This window comes from Janibacter sp. LM, assembly GCF_039631275.1.
In the GTDB taxonomy this organism is placed as follows: domain Bacteria; phylum Actinomycetota; class Actinomycetes; order Actinomycetales; family Dermatophilaceae; genus Janibacter; species Janibacter terrae.
In genome coordinates this window covers 26,262-44,182 of the sequence record NZ_JBDIVG010000020.1, presented here as the reverse complement: position 1 = coordinate 44,182, position 17,921 = coordinate 26,262, and the positions used below count along the sequence as shown (strand labels likewise).

Sequence of the window (17,921 nt, the reverse complement as noted above, 5' to 3'; positions counted from 1 at the left end):
GTCAGGGACAACGACAGGTACAGGGTCAGAGGGCGTGGACGGCGTCGGCCACGGCAAGACGGAGTGTAGCAGCGCCTGTCTTACCTAGTGAGAGGGCTCATCTCGGGATGTGAGATGTTCGTCTCTTTCGTCCGCGGCGCGTCGGCGCCCGCAGACGGTGTAGATGACCACACCGAGCACGAAGACGACCAGGCTCGTCCAGATGTTGACCCGCAGGCCGAGGATGGTGTTGGCGGCGTCGGTGCGCATCGTCTCGATGACGACGCGGCCGAGCGGGTAGCCGGCGACGTACAGGCCCATCACCTGGCCCGGCGCGAGCCGGCGCCGTCGGTCGAGCGCGAGGATGGCGATCGCGAGCACGAGCAGGAAGAGCGACTCGTAGAGGAAGGTCGGGTGGTACGTGCCCAGGACGACCGGGTCACCCGCGGAGTCCACGACCGCCTGCCCGGCGCCGGCATCCCAGTCGTGGATGCGTACGGCCCAGGGCAGGTCGGTCGGCTCGCCGTAGATCTCGTTGTTGAACCAGTTGCCCCAGCGCCCGATCGCCTGGGCGACGAGCACGCCGGGTGCGACGGCGTCGGCGAAGGAGAGGAAGGAGACCCCCTCCCGCCGGGTGCCGATCCATGCCCCGAGGGCGCCGAGGGCGACGGCGCCCCAGATGCCCAGGCCCCCCTGCCAGATCTTCAGCGCGTCGACGGGGCTCCCGCCCTCGCCGAAGTAGGGCTGCGGGGTGGTGATGACGTGGTAGAGCCGGCCACCGACGATGCCGAAGGGCACTGCCCACATCGCGACGTCGAGGACGAGGCCCTCCTCGCCGCCGCGATCGCGCATGCGACGGTCGCCCATCCAGATGGCCACGCCGATGCCGGCGAGGATGCACAGCGCGTACGCGTGGATCGTCAGCGGTCCGAGCGCGAGAACCCCGACGGTGGGCGAAGGGAGCGTGGCCGGGATCACCGCTGCTGCTCCAGGTCCTGCGGCACCTCGCCGCTCGTGAGGACCTCGGTCAGGCGCGTGGTGTCCGCCCGGCCCGTCTGCTGGTCCATCAGGGCCCCCCAGCTGAGCTGGGTCCCGCCGACCGCGATGACCGGCGTCCCGGTGATGCCGTCCTTGACGGTCGCGTCGTCGACGCTCCTGACGTAGTCGACGTAGGTGCCCTCGTCCGTGCACTTCTGCCAGGCGTCGAGGGCGTCGCCGGAGAGACCGGCCTCCTTCGCCGCGCGGGTGTAGTCGCCCTCGGCGAATCCCTGCTGCGTCTCCGTCGCGGGCTGCAGGGCGAAGAGCGCCTCGTGGTACTCCTCCCACCTGCCCTGGTCGGCGGCGCAGACGGCGCTCGACCCGGCGACGGCCGAGGAGTCACCGCCGGTGTTGGTGTCGATGACGGTCTTGAGGTGCACGCGCAGCCTGATCCTGCCGTCCTTGGCCAGGTCGTTGATCGTGTCGCCCATCGCCTGCTCGAAGACCTGGCAGATCGGGCACCGGAAGTCCTCGTAGACGTCGACGACCGGCGCGTCGGCCGCGGGTTTCGCGTCCTTGAAGGGTTCGATCGGCTGCCCCTGCTCGACACCGACGGGCTGCTTGCTCGCCGCCGTGTCGCCGCCGCGCGTCGAGGCCCAGATGGCCCCGCCGACGACGAGGGCGATGACGAGGACGACCACCACGCCGGCGACGACGAGGACGTTGGCGCCCCCCTTCGCTCCCCCGGTGGCGGCCTGCGCCTTGGCCTTGCGGTCGGTGGTGCTCACTGCAACTCCTTCGTGGTCCCGAAGAGGACCCGGTCGAGACTCCACGTCGACGCCGGACGGACGACGAGCCACAGCCCGCACAGGGCCAGCGCGAGGTCCCGGGCGATCTCGCTGCCGTACCTGGTCTCGGAGGCGGCCACCTGGCCACCGCCGCCGAAGCAGCCGCAGTCGATGGTCAGCCCGCGGGCCCAGGCCTGCGCGATGCCGACGACGAACGCCGCCATGAGCAGGGTTCCCACGAGCGCGTTGGCGCGGGTGAGGAGGCCGATGACGAGCAGCGCGCCGACCGCGACCTCGAGCCACGGGAGGCCGTAGCCGAGGTACTTCGCGACCTCGAAGGGGAGGACGTCGTAGGCCTGCACCGCCCGGGCCGAGCCGAGCGGGTTGCCGAGCTTGAGCGCACCGGCCCACACGAGGACACCGCCGAGGGCCACGCGGGCGAGGAGGCCGACGTGGTCGCGCCAGCGGGTGGTCACACCCGACCCCGCACGCCCTCGGCGAGCTCGGTGGTGAGCGCGCGGAGCGCGGCCAGCCCCTCGTCGCGGCCGCGGTCCATGAGGGTGGCCACGAGCGCGGAGCCGACGATGACGCCGTCGGCGAAGGAGGCCACCTCGGCCGCCTGCGCACCGTTGCTCACGCCGAGCCCGACGCACAGCGGCAGGTCGGTCGCCCCGCGCAGCCGGGCGACGAGCTCGGGCGCGCTGCTGCCGACGCTGCCCCGGGTGCCTGTGACACCCATCGTCGACGCGGTGTAGACGAAGCCGCTGCTCGCGGCGGTGACGGTCGCGATGCGCTCGGGGGTGGAGCTCGGGGCGACGAGGAAGATGCGGTCGAGTCCGTGCCGCTCGCTGGCCTCGTGCCACTCCCCCGCCTCCTCGGGGATGAGGTCCGGCGTGATCATGCCGGCTCCGCCCGAGGCGGCCAGGTCCGCGGCGTAGCGGTCGACGCCCCGACGGAGCACGAGGTTCCAGTAGGACATGACGACCGGGACGGCACCCGCCGCGCGGGCGGCGGCCGTCGCCCGGAAGACGTCGTCGACGTGGACCCCCTTCGCCAGTGCCTCGGTCGCCGCGCGCTGGATGACCGGACCGTCCATGACGGGGTCGCTGTAGGGCATGCCGACCTCGATGATGTCGGCGCCGGACTCGGCGAGCGCGGTGATCGCGGCCAGCGAGCCCTCGACGTCGGGGTAGCCGACCGGCAGGTACCCGATGAGGGCGGCCCGGTCCTCGGCACGGCAGTGCTCGAAGACCTTGCTCAGCGCGCTCATGCCCCGCCCTCGGACCCGTCGACGTAGCCGAAGTACTCGGCCGCGGTGTGCATGTCCTTGTCACCGCGACCGGAGAGGTTCACCAGGAGCAGGGCCTCGGGGCCGAGCTCCGCGCCGACATCGAGCGCCGCGGCGAGGGCGTGCGCCGACTCGAGCGCCGGGATGATGCCCTCGGTGCGGGACAGCAGCCGGAAGGCGTCCATGACCTGCTCGTCGGTGGCGTAGCGGTACTCGGCCCGCCCGCTGTCGCGCAGGTAGGAGTGCTCCGGGCCGACGCTCGGGTAGTCCAGGCCGGCGGAGATCGAGTGCGTCTCGAGGGTCTGGCCCTCGTCGTCCTGCATGAGGTAGCTCATCGCGCCGTGCAGGACCCCGGGCTCCGCGGTCGCGAAGCGCGCGGCGTGCCGACCGGTCTCGACGCCCGCACCACCGGCCTCGACACCGATGAGGCGCACGCCCTCGTCGCCGACGAAGCGGTGGAAGATGCCCATGGCGTTGGACCCGCCGCCGACGCACGCGATGACCGCGTCCGGGAGGCGGCCGGTCAGCTCGAGGACCTGGGCGCGGGCCTCCTCGCCGATGATCTTGTGGAAGTCACGGACCATCTCCGGGAAGGGGTGGGGTCCGGTGACCGTCCCGAGGACGTAGTGGGTGTGCTCGACATTGGTCACCCAGTCGCGCATCGCCTCGTTGATCGCGTCCTTGAGGGTGGCGCTGCCGTGCTCGACGGCGACGACCTCGGCCCCGAGGATCCGCATGCGGGCGACGTTGAGCGCCTGCCGCTCGGTGTCGACCTTGCCCATGTAGACCCGGCACTCCAGGCCCATGAGGGCCGCGGCGGTGGCCGTGGCGACCCCGTGCTGTCCGGCGCCCGTCTCGGCGATGACGCGGCGCTTGCCCATGCGCTTGGTGAGCAGGGCCTGCGCGAGCACGTTGTTGATCTTGTGGCTGCCCGTGTGGTTGAGGTCCTCGCGCTTGAGGATGATCCGCGCGCCGCCGGCGTGCGCCGCGAAGCGGGGCACCTCGGTGATGATGCTCGGCCGGCCGGTGTACGTGCGGTGCAGCCGGGCCAGCTCGTCGACGAACTCGGGGTCGACGAGCGCCTTCTGGCGGGCCTCGTCGAGCTCCTCGAGCGCGGGGACGAGCGCCTCGGGGACGTAGCGGCCGCCGAAGGCGCCGAAGCGCCCGGGGACGTGCACCTCGGCGGGGACGTCGGCCTGCTCGGTCTGCTGCTCGGTCTCTCGGGACTCGCTCATGCCTGCTCTCCTGCGGCGATCATCGAGCGCACCCCGGCCTCGGGGTCGCCGCCGACGACGAGGGCCTCGCCGACGAGGATGGCATCGGCACCGGCCCGCGCGAAGACCGCGGCCTCCTCGGGCCCGCGGACACCGGACTCCGCGACGCGCACGCACGACGCCGGGATGAGTGGGGCGATCCGGGCGAAGGTCTCGATGTCGACGTCGAGTGTCTTGAGGTTGCGGTTGTTGACGCCGATGACGCTCGCACCGGCGTCGACCGCGCGGGTGGCCTCGGCCTCGTCGTGAACCTCGACGAGGCAGGTCAGGCCGAGCGACCCGGCGAGGGCCATGAGGTCGGACAGCCGGCGGTCGTCGAGGGCGGCGACGATGAGCAGGACGATGTCCGCCCCGTGGGCCCGCGCCTCCCAGACCTGGTACTCGGTGACGATGAAGTCCTTGCGCAGGACCGGCACGTCGACCGCCGCGCGGACGGCATCGAGGTCGGCGAGGCTGCCGCCGAACCGGCGCTGCTCGGTGAGCACCGAGATGGCGGTGGCTCCGCCCGCGGCGTACGCGGAGGCGAGGGCTGCCGGGTCGGGGATGTCGGAGAGCGCCCCCTTGCTCGGGCTGGAGCGCTTGACCTCTGCGACGACGGACAGGCCGGGGCGCCTCAGCAGCGCCTCGGCGTCGCGGGGCGCGGGCAGCCCTTCGCACTGGCGCCGCAGGCGCTCGAGCGGGGTCCGGGCCTCGCGCCCGGCGAGGTCCTCACGGACACCATCGATGATCTGGTCGAGGACGCTGGGCATGGCCACAGGCTAGTCGACGCTCGGGTCGTCGCCGAGGGTGACCCGGTCCCAGTCGGAGTCGACCCGCTCCCCCCGGGCGCCGCCCACCTGGCCCCCGTCCCCGTCGCCGACGGGCCGCTCGTACCTGCGACCCAGACCTCCCCAGCGGCGGCCGCCGAGGATGCCGCCGACGCAGGCGAGCAGCAGCAGCCCCGCGGCCACGACCGCGATCCACGGCCAGGCCGTCGCCGACCCGGTCGCCTCGAGGGTCCCGGTCGCGCCGGAGTGGGTCGCCGCGACGCTGCCGAGGACGTCGGGGGCGTCGAGCACGGCACGCAGGGCGAGGGCGATGACGCCCGCCCCGACGGCGCCGAGCACGGCCAGGCTGATCCAGCGCGCGACCCGACCGGAGGTGGTGGCGGCGACGGAGGCGGCCATCGCGACGAGGGCCAGGCCGGCGAGGCCGGGCGCCGCCTCGGTGCCGACCGCGGCCGCGCGCACCGGTCCGGCGACCCCGTCGACGGTCCCGGTGACCCAGTCGGCACGCCCCGCGGCGAGGAGCACGATCCCGGCGGCGACCGCCAGCAGCACGACGACCGGCTTGCGGGCGAGCAGCCTCATCGGCCACCGCCGATGGGGCGAGTCGCCCGGGCCGCCGCGACGGCCGCGAGCGCGGCACCCGCCTTGTGCACCGTCTCCTCCTGCTCGAGGCTCGGCACCGAGTCGGCGACGATGCCCGCCCCCGCCTGCACGTGCGCGACCCCGTCCTTGACGAGCGCGGTCCGGATGGCGATGGCGACGTCCATGTCCCCGTGGAAGTCGAGGTAGCCGACCACCCCGCCGTAGATCCCTCGTCTGCTGCGCTCGTAGCGCTCGATGAGCTCGAGGGCCCGGGGTTTGGGAGCGCCCGAGAGCGTCCCCGCGGGGAAGGTGGAGACGAGGACGTCGAAGGCCCCGACCCCCTTCGCCATCTCGCCGACGACGGTCGACTCCAGGTGGATGACGTGGCTGTAGCGACGCAGGTTCATGAACTCGACGCAGTCGACGCTGCCGGCCGTGCACACGCGCTGCAGGTCGTTGCGCCCCAGGTCGACGAGCATGAGGTGCTCGGCGCGCTCCTTGGGGTCGCCGATGAGGTCCTCCTCGTGCTGGAGGTCCTGCTCTGGGGACGTGCCGCGGGGGCGGGTGCCCGCGATCGGGTGGGTGATCGCCCGGCGCCCGGTGACCTTGACGAGGGCCTCGGGCGAGGAACCGACGACCTCGTAGACCGAGCCGTCGGGGTGCGGCAGGCGCACGAAGTACATGTACGGGCTCGGGTTGCTGCGTCGCAGGGCCCGGTAGACCTCGAGCGCGTCGACCGGGCACGGCATCGAGAAGCGCTGCGACAGGACGACCTGGAAGACCTCGCCGTCGCGGATGTCCTCCTTGGCGCGGTCGACGATCTCCTCGAAGCCCTCGACGCTGATGTCGCTCTCGACCTCCGCCCGCGCGCTCACCACCACCTCGGGGTCGACCGAGGCCACGGTCGACGCGGCGGGCGCGGCGAGGCGCTCGGTCATCGCGTCGAGGCGCGCGACCGCGTCCTGGTGGGCCCACTCGACGCGCTCGTCGGTGTCGTCGTAGTTGATCGCGTTGGCGACGAGCAGCAACGAGCCGTCGCTGTGGTCGAGCACCGCGACGTCGGTCGCGAGGACCATGCCGAGCTCGGGGACGCCGAGGACGTCCGGCAGCTCGCTCGGCACGCGCTCCCAGCGGCGCACGGCGTCGTAGGAGATCGCCCCGACCATGCCGCCGGTGAGCGGCGGCAGGCCCTCGATCGGGTCGGTCCGCAGCGCCTCGAGCGTCGCCCGGAGGGCCACGGTCGGGTCGCCCTCGGTGGGCACACCGGCCGGCGGCTCACCGATCCAGTGCGCCTGGCCGTCGCGCTCGGTGAGGGTGGCTCGGCTCTGCGCGCCGATCATCGACCAGCGCGACCAGACCCCGCCGTGCTCGGCGGACTCGAGCAGGAAGGTGCCGGGCGCGTCCCCGGCGAGCTTGCGGTAGACCCCGACCGGGGTCTCGCCGTCGGCGACGAGCCGCCGGACGACGGGCACGACGCGCCGGTCGCGGGCCAGGTCGGTGAAGGTGTCGAGGTCCGGCCAGGTCTGCCCGTGGTCGAGGGCGGGCAGCTGGGTGCGCGGCGCGCTCATCCGTCCGCCCCCACGACCGCCCCGAGGTCGTCGGCGTCGAAGCAGGTGCGGTCACCGGTGTGGCAGGCGGCGCCGACCTGGTCGACCTGCACGAGCAGCGCGTCGCCGTCGCAGTCGAGGGCCACAGAGCGCACGTGCTGCACGTGGCCCGAGGTGTCGCCCTTGCGCCAGTACTCCTGACGGCTGCGCGACCAGAAGGTCACCCGGCCGCTCGTGAGGGTGCGGTGCAGGGCCTCGTCGTCCATCCAGCCGAGCATGAGCACCTCGCCGGTGTCGTGCTGCTGGACGATGGCGGCGACGAGGCCGGCCGGGTCGCGGCGCAGGCGTGCCGCGAGCTGCTCGGGCAGGGGCGAGGACGAAGGCGTGGACACCCTTGCCATTGTGCACGCCGGGCCCGATCGCCCCCGCGTCGCATCGCATCGTGGTCGGGGCGGGGTTACCCTGCGACGTCAGCACGACCACGTGTCCCAGACCCTCCGGAGGCCCCATGACCCGCCACGCCCGCGCCGAGCGCGAAGCACTGTGCGACACCCTCCTCGACCTCGGCCCCGACGCGCCGACGCTCTGCGGCGACTGGACGAGCGCGGAGCTGCTCGCGCACCTCGTGGTCCGCGAGGGCCGCCCCGACCAGGCCGCCGGCATCCTCGCCGCGCCGCTCGCCGGTCGCACCGAGAAGGCCATGGCCCGGTTGCTCGAGCGCCACTCCTTCGAGGACCTCGTCGCCCGCCTGCGGTCCGGCCCGCCCCGCTGGCACCCGACGAGCGTCGGCGCGGTGGACGAGAAGGTCAACCTCGTCGAGATGTTCGTCCACCACGAGGACCTGCTGCGCGCCCGCCTCGGCGCCCCCCGCCGCACCCTCTCGCCCGAGCTCGTCTCGGCGCTCGGGGACCGGCTCGCCACCATGGGTCGGCTGCTCTTCGGCCGGACGAAGGGGGTGGACGTCGAGCTCGTCACCGCCCGCCGCCGCGACCGCATCGGCTCCGGTGATGGCCCGGTCGTCGAGATCCACGGGCGTCCGGGCGAGATCATCCTCTTCGGCTTCGGCCGCAAGAGCGTCGCCGAGGTCGAGCTCACCGGCCCGCCGGAGGCGGTCGAGACCGTCCGCACGGCCTCCTACGGCATCTGAGCGACCGTTCGTCTGCATTCCCCTAGGGCAATGCAGACCCGGGCCCGCATTCCCCTAGGGCAATGCGGGTTCAGGTACGGGCGAAGGGGGGAGCCTCAGTCCGCGCGACCGCGACGGACCGGCAGCCCGGCGGAGGCGAGGGCGTCCTTGACCTCACCGATCGTCACCTCGCCGAAGTGGAAGATGCTGGCGGCCAGCACGGCGTCGGCGCCGGCCTCGACGGCCGGGGGGAAGTGCGCGGCGGCCCCGGCACCACCGCTGGCGATGACGGGGATGCTCACCTCGGCGCGGACGGCGCGGATGAGCTCCAGGTCGAAGCCGGCCTTGGTCCCGTCGGCGTCCATCGAGTTGAGCAGGATCTCCCCCGCGCCGAGGTGCGAGGCCCGCGCGCACCACTCGACGGCGTCGATCCCGGTGCGGGTGCGACCACCGTGGGTCGTCACCTCGAACCCGCCTGCGGGAGAACCGTCCTCGGCGGTCCGACGGCGCACGTCGGCCGACAGGACGAGCACCTGCGCGCCGAAGCGGTCGGCGACCTCGCTGATCAGCTCCGGCCGCGCGATCGCCGCGGTGTTGACCCCGACCTTGTCTGCGCCGCAGCGCAGCAGCCGGTCGACGTCCTCGACCGTGCGCACTCCCCCGCCGACGGTGAGCGGGATGAAGACCTCTTCGGCCGTGCGGGTCACGACGTCGTAGGTCGTCGCCCGGTCCGAGCTGCTGGCGGTGACGTCGAGGAAGGTCAGCTCGTCGGCTCCCTGCTGGCCGTAGCGCCGGGCGAGCTCGACCGGGTCGCCGGCGTCGCGCAGGTTCTCGAAGTTGACGCCCTTGACGACCCGTCCGGCGTCGACGTCGAGGCAGGGGATGACACGCACGGCGAGGGACACGCGGGGCAGCCTACCGAGCCCCCCGGTTACGCTTCGCCCCGATGTCGCCCCTCGAGCAGCTCCTCGCCCACGCCGCCGGCGCGCCGCCCTCGTGCGGTCCGGTGCACGTCATCGGCATCGACGGGCGGAGCGGGTCGGGCAAGACCTCGCTGGCCCGGCGGCTGGCCCGCCGGTGGGAGGCACCCGTGCTGTCCATGGACTCGCTCTACCCCGGCTGGTCCGGGCTGGCCGCAGCGACCCCGCTGCTCGTCGAGCACGTCCTGCTCCCGCTCTCGCGCGGTGACGAGCCGCTCGTGCCGACGTGGGACTGGCTCGCCGAGCGCCCCGGTCCGCGGCTGCCGCTGCCCGTCTCCGACCGCCTGGTCGTCGAGGGGTGCGGGGCGACGGTGGGCCCGGCGGCGCCCTTCGTCGGGACGCGCGCGTGGCTCGAGGGGCCGGCCGGGCTGCGGCGGGAGCGGGCCATCGCGCGCGACGGCGCGGTCTTCGCCTCCCACTGGGAGATGTGGGCGCGGCAGGAGGAGGCCGTCTTCACCGCGGACCGCACCCGCGAGCGGGCGCACGTGGTCCTGACGATGGCGCAGCTGGACGCTAGCGCCCGATGAGGTCGGCGAGGCGCTGGGCCTCCTCGACCGAGCGCTCGCCGTCCGAGCGCTGGATCGCCATGACGGCGACGTCGGTGCCGTCCGCCAGGTCGATGCGCGGCCAGGGCATCCCCTGGGAGAAGCGGATCGCGAGCATGTCCTCCCACGGCACGACCTCGCCGGGCCCGAGGTTGCGGATGAGGAGACCCTCGGCCCGCGGCCGGGCGTGCAGCGTCGCGAAGCGGGAGAGGAAGGCCGCGACGGCGACCCCGATGCCCGCGCAGGTGAGCCGGTCCATGACCCCGAAGCGCTCGGGGAGGGTCGCCGCCAGCACGACCGACCCGAGGAGGATGACGACAGCGATGACCGCCGAGACCCACCGCCCTCGCACGGGACGGAAGGGGGCGGCGCTCGCGCGGTCGGGGACGGTCACAGCCGGCACGCCGTGATCTCGGTGACGAGGATGGCGCGCGCACCGAGGTCGTACAGCTCGTCCATGATCCGGTTGGTCCGGCCGCGCGGGACCATCGAGCGCACGGCGCACCAGCGCTCGTCGTGCAGGGTGCTCACGGTCGGCGACTCGAGGCCGGGCGTCAGCTGCACGGCCTGCTCGACGAGCTCGGCCGGGCAGTCGTAGTCGAGCAGCACGTACTCGCGGGCGGTGACGACACCGGTGAGCCGCCGGTGCAGCACGTCGATGCCTCCCTCGCTCGCGTCGGCACGGCGGATGAGCACGGCCTCGCTGCGCAGGATGGGCTCGCCGAAGACCTCCAGCCCCTGCTGGCGCAGGGTGGTCCCGGTCTCGACGACGTCGGCGATGGCGTCGGCGACGCCGAGGGTGATGGCGGTCTCCACGGCGCCGTCCAGGCGGACGACGTCGGCGGTGACCCCCTTCGCCGCGAGGTGGTCGCGCACGAGACCGGCGTACGAGGTCGCGACCCGGCGACCGTCGAGGTCGGCGGCGCTGCTCGCCTCACCGGGCCGGCCGGCGAAGCGGAAGGTCGACCCGCCGAAGCCCAGGCCCATGACCTCGGTCGCGGCCGAGCCGGAGTCCAGGAGCAGGTCCCGGCCGGTGATGCCCGCGTCGACCTGGCCCTTGCCGACGTACAGGGCCACGTCACGCGGACGCAGGTAGAAGAACTCGACGTCGTTGTCGGCGTCGGCGACGATCAGCTCCTTGCTGTCGCGGCGGACCCGGTACCCGGACTCGCGCAGCATCTCGACGGCGGGTTCGGACAGGGAGCCCTTGTTGGGCACGGCGATGCGCACGGCGGTCCTCTCAGAGGTGGGTGTAGACGTCTTCGACGGTGAGGCCACCGTCGATCATCAGCACCTGCAGGTGGTAGAGCAGCTGGCTGATCTCCTCGGCCAGCTCCTCCTTGCTCTCGTACTCGGCGGCCATCCACACCTCGGCGGCCTCCTCGACGATCTTCTTCCCGATCGCATGGGTCCCGGCGTCGAGCTGCGCCACGGTGCCCGATCCCTCGGGCCGCTCGGCGGCCTTGCGGGAGAGCTCGTCGAAGAGGGTCTCGAAGGTCTTCACGAGCGCCCAGCCTAGTTCGCCACGAGCGACCGCTCGCCCACGGGTTCACCGTCCGGACTCTCGACCCGCGAGGCGCGCCGCCAGACGACGAAGCCGTAGACGACGAAGATCGCGTACACGGCGTAGAGGAAGGCGGTCGGCAGGTAGCCGCTGTGCCACAGCAGCGGCACCCCCACGAGGTCCACGCCGATCCAGATGAGCCAGAACTCGTTCCAGCCGCGCGCCATGGCGTAGGTCGCGAGCAGCGAGCCCATGAAGATCCACGCGTCGGCCCAGAAGTACCAGCGCGGCGCCGGCCACCCCGCACCGAGCACGGCGAAGACCTGCTGGACGATCACGATGCCGATGACTGCGGTGACGAGCAGACCGAGGCGCTCGGCCCCCTTCGCCCACCGCGGGGTGATCGCGTGCCCGTCGCCACCTGCCCGCGCCGACCTCACCTGGCGCCAGCGCCACCAGCCGTAGAGCGAGGTGACGATGAAGAAGATCTGCCGGGCGGACTGGCCGAAGAGCGGCGCCTTGTCGTCCACGCCGACGGTGATCCCGATGTAGACGAGGAAGAGGATGGCGTTGCCGACGATGCCGATCGGCCACGCCCACACCCTGCGCAGCATCCCCCCGACGGCGGAGGCGAGACCGAAGCCGATCCCGATGACCTCCATGAGCGAGAGGCGGTAGCCGGCGATGTCGACGCCGGCCGGGTAGATCCATTCGATGATGGACATGCGTCGTCCTTGTCCGCGCGTGCCGCTCTCGTCCGGACTCTCACCGTCGGCCCCGGGGTTCTTGACCGGAGTTCACCGTCCGCGCAGGCGGTCGGGTCGCGGGCTCTCACCGCCGGTGCGGATTTTCACCGCGTCACGTGGCACGTGCAGGGACATTGTGCGAAGGGTTGGCCCGCTCGGCAATTCGGGCGTGCACAACAGGTCGTCCTGACGCAGTCGGTGGCGATATCCGCCACGAGATGCACCAGGACGACTCTTTGTGCACGGCGGGGTGACCAGTCGGTCAGTGGGCGTGCCCCTGCGCCAGCGCGCGCAGCTCCTCGACGGCCGCGGCGGCCGACTCGGCACCGTAGACCGCGGACCCGGCGACGAAGACGTCGGCGCCCGCCTCGGCGCACTGCTCGATGGTCCTGGCCGAGACTCCCCCGTCGACCTGGACCCAGATGTCACCGCCGTGGCGCTTCACGGCCTCGCGGACCTGCGCGACCTTGGGCATCTGGTCGGCCATGAAGGACTGCCCGCCGAATCCCGGCTCCACGGTCATGACGAGCACCATGTCGAGCTCGGGCAGCAGCTCCTCGTACGGGGCGAAGGGGGTCCCCGGCTTGATCGCCATGCTCGCCCGCGCACCCTGGGCGCGGATGTCGCGGGCGAGGGTCACCGGGTCCTTGGCGGCCTCGATGTGGAAGGTGACGCTCTGCGCCCCGGCCTCGGCGTACGGCGGCGCCCAGCGGTCGGGGTCCTCGATCATCAGGTGGCAGTCGATCGGGATCGGACTCACCCGCAGCAGCGACTCGACGATCGGCAGACCGAGGGTGAGGTTGGGCACGAAGTGGGCGTCCATGACGTCGACGTGCGCCCAGTCGGCGGTCGCGATCGCCTGCAGCTCGGACTGCAGGTTGGCGAAGTCGGCGGACAGGATGCTCGGGGAGATCTGCACGGGGTCCTCTGCTGGTGGGGGGGGGCGGGTGGTGGGTCAGTCCTCGTGGATCGAGAGGATGTTGCCGCACCCGTCCTCGATCTGGAAGTGCAGGCCGATGACGTCGCGGGTCAGCTCCTCGCGGAAGACGATGCCCCCGAGGTCCTTGAGCCGGCGGTACTCCATCTCGGCGTCGTGCACCGCGAGCATGATCGCGGCGAGGCCCTCGCGGTACCGGTGCTGGGTGAAGGCCCTGGTCACCTCGTCCTCGACGGGCTCGAGGTTGAGCTGGCAGCCCCGCTCCCAGCCGCTGCCGGGGCCGAGGATGCACAGCTCCTCGTCCGGCACGACGAGCACGTCGCGCCAGCCGAGCACCCGGGTGTAGAACTCGTGGGCGCGGCGGACGTCGGTGACGAAGAGACCTGTGACGAGGGCGCGCACGGTTCAGCCCTTCTTGCGCAGGAGTGCGAGGAACATGCCGTCCGTGCCGTGCAGGTGGGGCCACAGCTGGGCGTGCGGCCCGTCGCCGAGCCCGGTCAGCTCGGCGGTCGCCGCGTCGGCGAGGAAGGTCCGGGCGTCGAGCACCTCGACGTCGTCACGCTTCTTGAGGACGTCGCGCACGACGAAGGTCGTCTCGGACAGGTGCGGGCTGCACGTCGCGTAGGCGATGACGCCACCGGGGCGCGTCGCGTCGATGCCGGCGGCGAGCAGCTCGCGCTGCAGCGGGCCCAGTCCCGCGAGGTCCGTGGGCTGGCGGCGCCAGCGCGCCTCGGGCCGGCGGCGCAGGGCGCCCAGCCCCGTGCACGGGGCGTCGACGAGCACCCGGTCGTAGACCTCCGGCTCGTCCCGGCCGACCTCGCGGCCGTCGCCGGTGCGCACGACGAGCTCGCGACCGTGGTCCCTGGCCTTGGTCAGCGCGGGGCGCAGGCTCTGGCGGACCAGCTCCGTGCGGTGCTCGCTCACCTCGTTGGCGACGAGGTCGGCCCCCTGCCGCAGCGCGAGCGCCGCGAGCAGGCCTGCCTTGCCACCGGGCCCGGCGCACAGGTCGAGCCACCGCTCGGGTGCACCGACGCTGCGCGGGGTGACCGGCACGGCGGCGAGCGCGAGGGCGAGCAGCTGGCTCCCTTCGTCCTGAACCGCGGCGCGGCCCTCGCGGACGGCGTCGAGCGCGCCGGGGTCACCGCTCTCGAGCTCGGCGGCGAAGGGGGACCACCGCCCGGGCTGCGCGCCGGCGGCGAGCAGCTCGTCGACGTCGGCCAGCCCGGGACGGGCGACGAGGGAGACGTCGGCAGGCACGTTGTGCGCGGCGAGGAGCTCCTCGAGCTCCGCGTCCGCGTCGTCGGGCGTCGCGGCGCCGTGGCCGATGAGCGCCTGGCGCAGCGCCTTGACGACCCAGACCGGGTGCGACTGCGACACGGCCAACCGTTCGGCGACGGGTTCGGTCGGCGTGACGAGCTCGAGCCACTCCTCGCGGCTGCGCTCGCCGATGCGGCGCATGACGGCGTTGACGAGGCCCGCGGCACCCTGGCCCGCCGCGGCGCGGGCGAGGGCGACGGACTGGTCGGCGGCGGCGTGCTCGGGCACGCGCATGCCGAGGACCTGGTGGGCGCCCATGCGCAGCACGTCGAGCACCCCGCCGTCGAGCTTGCTCACGGGACGCTGGGACGCCTCGGCGATGACCGCGTCGTAGAGACCCTGCATCCGCAGGGTCCCGTACGTCAGCTCGGTGGCGAAGGCCGCGTCCCGTCCGGACAGGCGCGCCCGGCGCAGGGCCCTGGGCAGCTCGAGGTTGGCGTAGGCGCCGTCCTGCGAGACCGCACGCAGCACCTGCTGGGCGGTCGAGCGGGGGACGTCGGCGCGACGGGCCCGGGCGGAGGGTGCGGTGCGCGACTTCTGCCGCGGCCCCCGGTGGTGCGGACGGTCCTGGCTCATGCGCTCTCCTCTCCGAGCCGTTCCCCGGCCCCGATGCGGACCCCGCGGGCCCAGTCGGCGGCGGGCATCGGCTTCTTGCCGAGGGGGGTCACCTCGCCCAGGCGCACGGCGCGGTCGGCGGTGCCGACGAGCACCTCGCGCTTGCGGGCGTCGATGGTCCCGGCGGGCAGCTGCTCGTCGGTGATCGTCACGGGTGCGAGCTTCAGGCGCTCCCCCCGGAAGGTCGTCCAGGCGCCGGGTGCGGGCGTGCAGCCGCGCACGAGGCGGTCGACGGCCATCGCCGGGTGGAGAAGGTCGACCCGGGCGTCGTCGACGGTGATCTTCGCGGCGTGGCTCACGCCCTCGTCCGGCTGGGGCCGCGGCTGAAGGTCTCCCGAGGCGATGCCGTCCATCGTCGCGACGAGCAGCGGCGCGCCGGCGTCCGCGAGCCGCTCCAGGAGCGCGCCGGAGGTGTCGTCCGGCCGGATCCGCTCGGTCATCGTGCCGAAGACCGGCCCGGTGTCGAGCCCGGCCTCGATCCGGAAGGTGCTCGCCCCGGTGATCTCGTCGCCGGCCATGAGCGCCCGCTGGACGGGTGCGGCGCCGCGCCAGGCGGGCAGCAGCGAGAAGTGCAGGTTGACCCACCCGTGCGCCGGGATGTCGAGCACCCGGACCGGCAGCAGGGCGCCGTAGGCGACGACCGGGCAGCAGTCGGGGGCGAGCTCGGTGAGGCGGGCGACGAAGTCCTCGTCCTTCGGGCTGGTCGGCGTGAGCACCTCGAGCCCGGCCTCCTGGGCGAGGACCTTGACCGGGGAGGACCCGAGGCGTCGGCCGCGCCCGACCCGTGCATCGGGTCGGGTGACGACGGCGACCACCTCGTGGTCGGAGTCGAGCAGGGCACGCAGGGAGGGGACGGCGACCTCGGGGGTCCCGGCAAAGATCAGTCGCACCTGCGCGAGTCTAGTTGGCCCCCACGCTCACCCGATGCTCAGATGCCCCACCCGGACCGAGGTCAGGTCAGGCGCCTTGCGGGCGCTCTCCCCCGCGCGCACGTCCTTGAGCGCCGCGGCGACGAGCGGCCCGTCGGCGAAGGGGGCGGTGACGACGAGTCGTCGTCGTTGGTCCGCGCCGGGTACCGGCAGCGGCCCGAGCACCGCGGCGTCGGGTGCCGCGGCGCGCACGGCGTGCTCGATCGGTTCGACGCGCTTGCGGTCAGTGACCACCTCGGCGGTCCACGTCGTCGGCGGCAGCGACAGCTCGGCCCGCTCGGCCAGCTCGCGCGCCGCGAACCACTGCGGGTCCCACCGCACGAGGGCCTCGACCGGGGGGATCGTCACGTGGCCCGGCGCACCGCAGAGCACCACCGTGCCGCCGTCGGCCCAGGGGCGGGCCAGCCCCGCCGCGGCGAACCACCGCCGCACCGCCTCCTCCCCCGCGCGCAGGTCGGGCCGGTCCAGGCTCGCCCACGCGTCGAGCAGGAGCACGGCGGCGTACCCCCCTTCGGCCACGGGCTCGGCACCGGGGGTGGCCACCACGATCGTCGGCTCCGCGCCGACGCCCTCGCGGACCTCTCCTGCACCCGAGGTGATGACGCGGGTCCCCGGGAAGGACCGCCCGATCTCCTCCGCGGTCCGTCGCGCGCCGATGATCCCGGCGCGCAGCCGGTCGCCGTCGCAGTGCGGGCAGACGAAGCCGCGGGGCACCTTGCCGCACCACCCACACTCCGGCGACCGGTCGGGCGAGGGCAGCGCGAGCGGACCTCGGCACTCGGGGCACCGCGCCGGCGCTCGGCAGCTGGCGCAGGACATGGCGGGGAGGTAGCCGCGGCGCGGCACCTGCAGCAGCACGGGACCGTGCTCGAGGGCGGCGGAGGCGGCGCGGTGCGCGGACGAGGGGATGTGCGCCCGGGCGCCCGGCCCGTCCCGCTCCTCGTCGGACCCCTCACCCGCGACGAGCACCCGCGGGGCCTCGCGGCGTGAGGCGATGCCGCCGACGAGGTGCACCCGGCCGACGTCGACGAGCGCGGCGAGGTCGGTCGAGAGGGCGAGCCCGCCGGCGAGGAGCGCGGCGTCCTCGATGTCGGCGCGCGTGGTGAGCACCTCGCGGACGTGGGCGTAGGGCGAGCGGGGCTCGAGGTGCAGGTCGTCCCCGTCGTCCCACCAGGCGACGAGCCCGAGGTCGCGCACGGGCGCGTAGGCGGCGGCGCGGGTGCCGACGACCACGCGCACGTGACCGCGCAGCACCTTCAGCCACGCGGTGTAGCGCGCCTGCGGCCCCTGGCCGGCGGTGAGGCGCACGTGCTGCCCCGTCCCGAGCACCTCGGTCAGGGCCGCGTCGACGCGGGCGACGTCCCGCTGGTCCGGCACGACGACGACGCTCCCCCGGCCGGAGCGGAGGGCGGCCCCGGCGGCCTCGGCGAGGGCCCGCGGCCAGTCCTCCGCCACCGGCCGCCCGGGGGCGGCGAGCCAGGCGGCGCGAGGGGACTCGCCCGCCGCGACCCGTGACCACCACGCGGCCCCCGCCCGGTAGCCCGCCCAGACCTGCGGGACCTCCGTCGTCGTCTCCGGCGAAGGGGGACCCACCTCCCCTGCGTCGGTGGTCGGGTCGCCGGTGGGCGGGTCGAGCGGCAGCGCCTTCTCCGCACGGGCGTGCCGGGGCGGGACCGCGAGGCGCAGGACGTCCATGACCGTGCCGGCCTGGTGCCGGGAGAGGCGTCGGGCGAGCTCGAGGACCTCGGGGGTCAGCACCGGCTCCGGCGAGACGACGGTGCGGACCTCGGCGAGGCGACCGGTGTGCTCGGCGACCTCGGTCCGCTCGAGGACGTAGCCGGGCAGGTCACGCCCGGCGAAGCGCACCTTGACCCGGACACCGGGCTGCGCCGCCTCGTCGAGGGCCTCGGGCACGAGGTACTCGAAGGGCCGGTCGAGATGGACCAGCCCCGAGTCGACGAGGACCTGGGCGACGCGCACGGGGACCAAGGTAACCGGGCGGGGTGTCAGCGACACCCC

General features: G+C 73.8%; 21 protein-coding genes. 2 read left to right on the top strand and 19 right to left on the bottom strand.

What is annotated here, in order from left to right:
* Window positions 1-84: 84 nt before the first annotated feature.
* The 9 genes from lgt to hisI are packed head-to-tail and all read right to left on the bottom strand — an operon-like array spanning window position 85 to window position 7,604.
* Window positions 85-957: a prolipoprotein diacylglyceryl transferase gene (lgt, locus tag ABC138_RS11825; protein ID WP_345913782.1), complete on the bottom strand. Its 873-nt coding sequence runs from the start codon at window positions 955-957 to the stop codon at window positions 85-87.
* On the bottom strand, window positions 954-1,745 hold the full coding sequence (locus tag ABC138_RS11820) for a thioredoxin domain-containing protein (protein WP_345913781.1): 792 nt from the start codon (window positions 1,743-1,745) through the stop codon (window positions 954-956). The genes lgt and ABC138_RS11820 overlap by 4 nt, the downstream gene beginning before the upstream one ends.
* On the bottom strand, window positions 1,742-2,221 hold the full coding sequence (locus tag ABC138_RS11815; protein ID WP_068421227.1) for a DoxX family protein: 480 nt from the start codon (window positions 2,219-2,221) through the stop codon (window positions 1,742-1,744). The genes ABC138_RS11820 and ABC138_RS11815 overlap by 4 nt, the downstream gene beginning before the upstream one ends.
* Window positions 2,218-3,015 (bottom strand): tryptophan synthase subunit alpha, encoded by a 798-nt coding sequence (gene trpA / locus ABC138_RS11810; RefSeq protein ID WP_338538031.1) that lies wholly within the window; start codon window positions 3,013-3,015, stop codon window positions 2,218-2,220. The genes ABC138_RS11815 and trpA overlap by 4 nt, the downstream gene beginning before the upstream one ends.
* Window positions 3,012-4,268 (bottom strand): tryptophan synthase subunit beta, encoded by a 1,257-nt coding sequence (trpB, locus tag ABC138_RS11805; RefSeq protein WP_345913780.1) that lies wholly within the window; start codon window positions 4,266-4,268, stop codon window positions 3,012-3,014. The genes trpA and trpB overlap by 4 nt, the downstream gene beginning before the upstream one ends.
* Complete coding sequence (gene trpC, locus ABC138_RS11800; RefSeq protein ID WP_345913779.1) at window positions 4,265-5,056, bottom strand: indole-3-glycerol phosphate synthase TrpC; 792 nt, start codon at window positions 5,054-5,056, stop codon at window positions 4,265-4,267. The genes trpB and trpC overlap by 4 nt, the downstream gene beginning before the upstream one ends.
* A 9-nt stretch (window positions 5,057-5,065) precedes the next feature.
* Window positions 5,066-5,656 (bottom strand): Trp biosynthesis-associated membrane protein, encoded by a 591-nt coding sequence (locus ABC138_RS11795; RefSeq protein WP_068421221.1) that lies wholly within the window; start codon window positions 5,654-5,656, stop codon window positions 5,066-5,068.
* Entirely contained in the window at window positions 5,653-7,224 is a 1,572-nt protein-coding gene (locus ABC138_RS11790) for an anthranilate synthase component I (protein ID WP_345913778.1), read from the bottom strand. Before ABC138_RS11790 ends, ABC138_RS11795 begins: the two co-directional genes overlap by 4 nt.
* The gene (gene hisI / locus ABC138_RS11785; protein WP_345913777.1) at window positions 7,221-7,604 is read right to left on the bottom strand and encodes a phosphoribosyl-AMP cyclohydrolase; all 384 of its coding nucleotides are present in this window, start codon (window positions 7,602-7,604) and stop codon (window positions 7,221-7,223) included. The genes ABC138_RS11790 and hisI overlap by 4 nt, the downstream gene beginning before the upstream one ends.
* Window positions 7,605-7,711: 107 nt before the next feature.
* Between hisI and ABC138_RS11780 the strand changes: the two genes are divergently transcribed.
* Complete coding sequence (locus ABC138_RS11780) at window positions 7,712-8,350, top strand: TIGR03085 family metal-binding protein (protein WP_345913776.1); 639 nt, start codon at window positions 7,712-7,714, stop codon at window positions 8,348-8,350.
* 95 nt (window positions 8,351-8,445) lie between these two features.
* Here ABC138_RS11780 and hisF read toward each other — a convergent pair whose 3' ends face one another.
* Window positions 8,446-9,234 carry an imidazole glycerol phosphate synthase subunit HisF gene (gene hisF / locus ABC138_RS11775; RefSeq protein WP_068323635.1) on the bottom strand — a complete coding sequence of 263 codons (789 nt, stop codon included), beginning with the start codon at window positions 9,232-9,234 and terminating at the stop codon, window positions 8,446-8,448.
* A gap of 41 nt (window positions 9,235-9,275) precedes the next feature.
* On the opposite strand from hisF, the gene ABC138_RS11770 reads away from it, so the two are divergent.
* Window positions 9,276-9,836, top strand: a complete 561-nt coding sequence (locus ABC138_RS11770; RefSeq protein ID WP_345913775.1) for a hypothetical protein — start codon at window positions 9,276-9,278, stop codon at window positions 9,834-9,836.
* Here ABC138_RS11770 and ABC138_RS11765 read toward each other — a convergent pair.
* The 9 genes from ABC138_RS11765 to ABC138_RS11725 all read right to left on the bottom strand — a co-directional run bounded on the left by ABC138_RS11765 (window position 9,823) and on the right by ABC138_RS11725 (window position 17,882).
* The gene (locus tag ABC138_RS11765) at window positions 9,823-10,257 is read right to left on the bottom strand and encodes a PH domain-containing protein (RefSeq protein ID WP_169701842.1); all 435 of its coding nucleotides are present in this window, start codon (window positions 10,255-10,257) and stop codon (window positions 9,823-9,825) included. The genes ABC138_RS11770 and ABC138_RS11765 overlap by 14 nt on opposite strands.
* Window positions 10,245-11,084: an ATP phosphoribosyltransferase gene (gene hisG / locus ABC138_RS11760; RefSeq protein WP_082807462.1), complete on the bottom strand. Its 840-nt coding sequence runs from the start codon at window positions 11,082-11,084 to the stop codon at window positions 10,245-10,247. The genes ABC138_RS11765 and hisG overlap by 13 nt, the downstream gene beginning before the upstream one ends.
* 10 nt (window positions 11,085-11,094) lie before the next feature.
* Window positions 11,095-11,358, bottom strand: coding sequence for a phosphoribosyl-ATP diphosphatase (locus tag ABC138_RS11755; RefSeq protein WP_055995812.1), 264 nt, complete (start codon window positions 11,356-11,358; stop codon window positions 11,095-11,097).
* 11 nt (window positions 11,359-11,369) lie between these two features.
* Window positions 11,370-12,083 carry a nicotinamide mononucleotide transporter family protein gene (locus ABC138_RS11750; RefSeq protein WP_345913774.1) on the bottom strand — a complete coding sequence of 238 codons (714 nt, stop codon included), beginning with the start codon at window positions 12,081-12,083 and terminating at the stop codon, window positions 11,370-11,372.
* A gap of 283 nt (window positions 12,084-12,366) precedes the next feature.
* Complete coding sequence (rpe, locus tag ABC138_RS11745; protein WP_068421203.1) at window positions 12,367-13,023, bottom strand: ribulose-phosphate 3-epimerase; 657 nt, start codon at window positions 13,021-13,023, stop codon at window positions 12,367-12,369.
* Window positions 13,024-13,059: 36 nt separating this feature from the next.
* The gene (locus ABC138_RS11740) at window positions 13,060-13,443 is read right to left on the bottom strand and encodes a VOC family protein (RefSeq protein WP_345913772.1); all 384 of its coding nucleotides are present in this window, start codon (window positions 13,441-13,443) and stop codon (window positions 13,060-13,062) included.
* 3 nt (window positions 13,444-13,446) lie between these two features.
* Window positions 13,447-14,934, bottom strand: a complete 1,488-nt coding sequence (locus ABC138_RS11735; protein WP_068421198.1) for a transcription antitermination factor NusB — start codon at window positions 14,932-14,934, stop codon at window positions 13,447-13,449.
* The gene (gene fmt, locus ABC138_RS11730) at window positions 14,931-15,863 is read right to left on the bottom strand and encodes a methionyl-tRNA formyltransferase (RefSeq protein ID WP_345913771.1); all 933 of its coding nucleotides are present in this window, start codon (window positions 15,861-15,863) and stop codon (window positions 14,931-14,933) included. The genes ABC138_RS11735 and fmt overlap by 4 nt, the downstream gene beginning before the upstream one ends.
* Before the next feature lie 27 nt (window positions 15,864-15,890).
* The gene (locus ABC138_RS11725; RefSeq protein ID WP_345913770.1) at window positions 15,891-17,882 is read right to left on the bottom strand and encodes a primosome assembly protein PriA; all 1,992 of its coding nucleotides are present in this window, start codon (window positions 17,880-17,882) and stop codon (window positions 15,891-15,893) included.
* Between the last annotated feature and the right edge of the window lie 39 nt (window positions 17,883-17,921).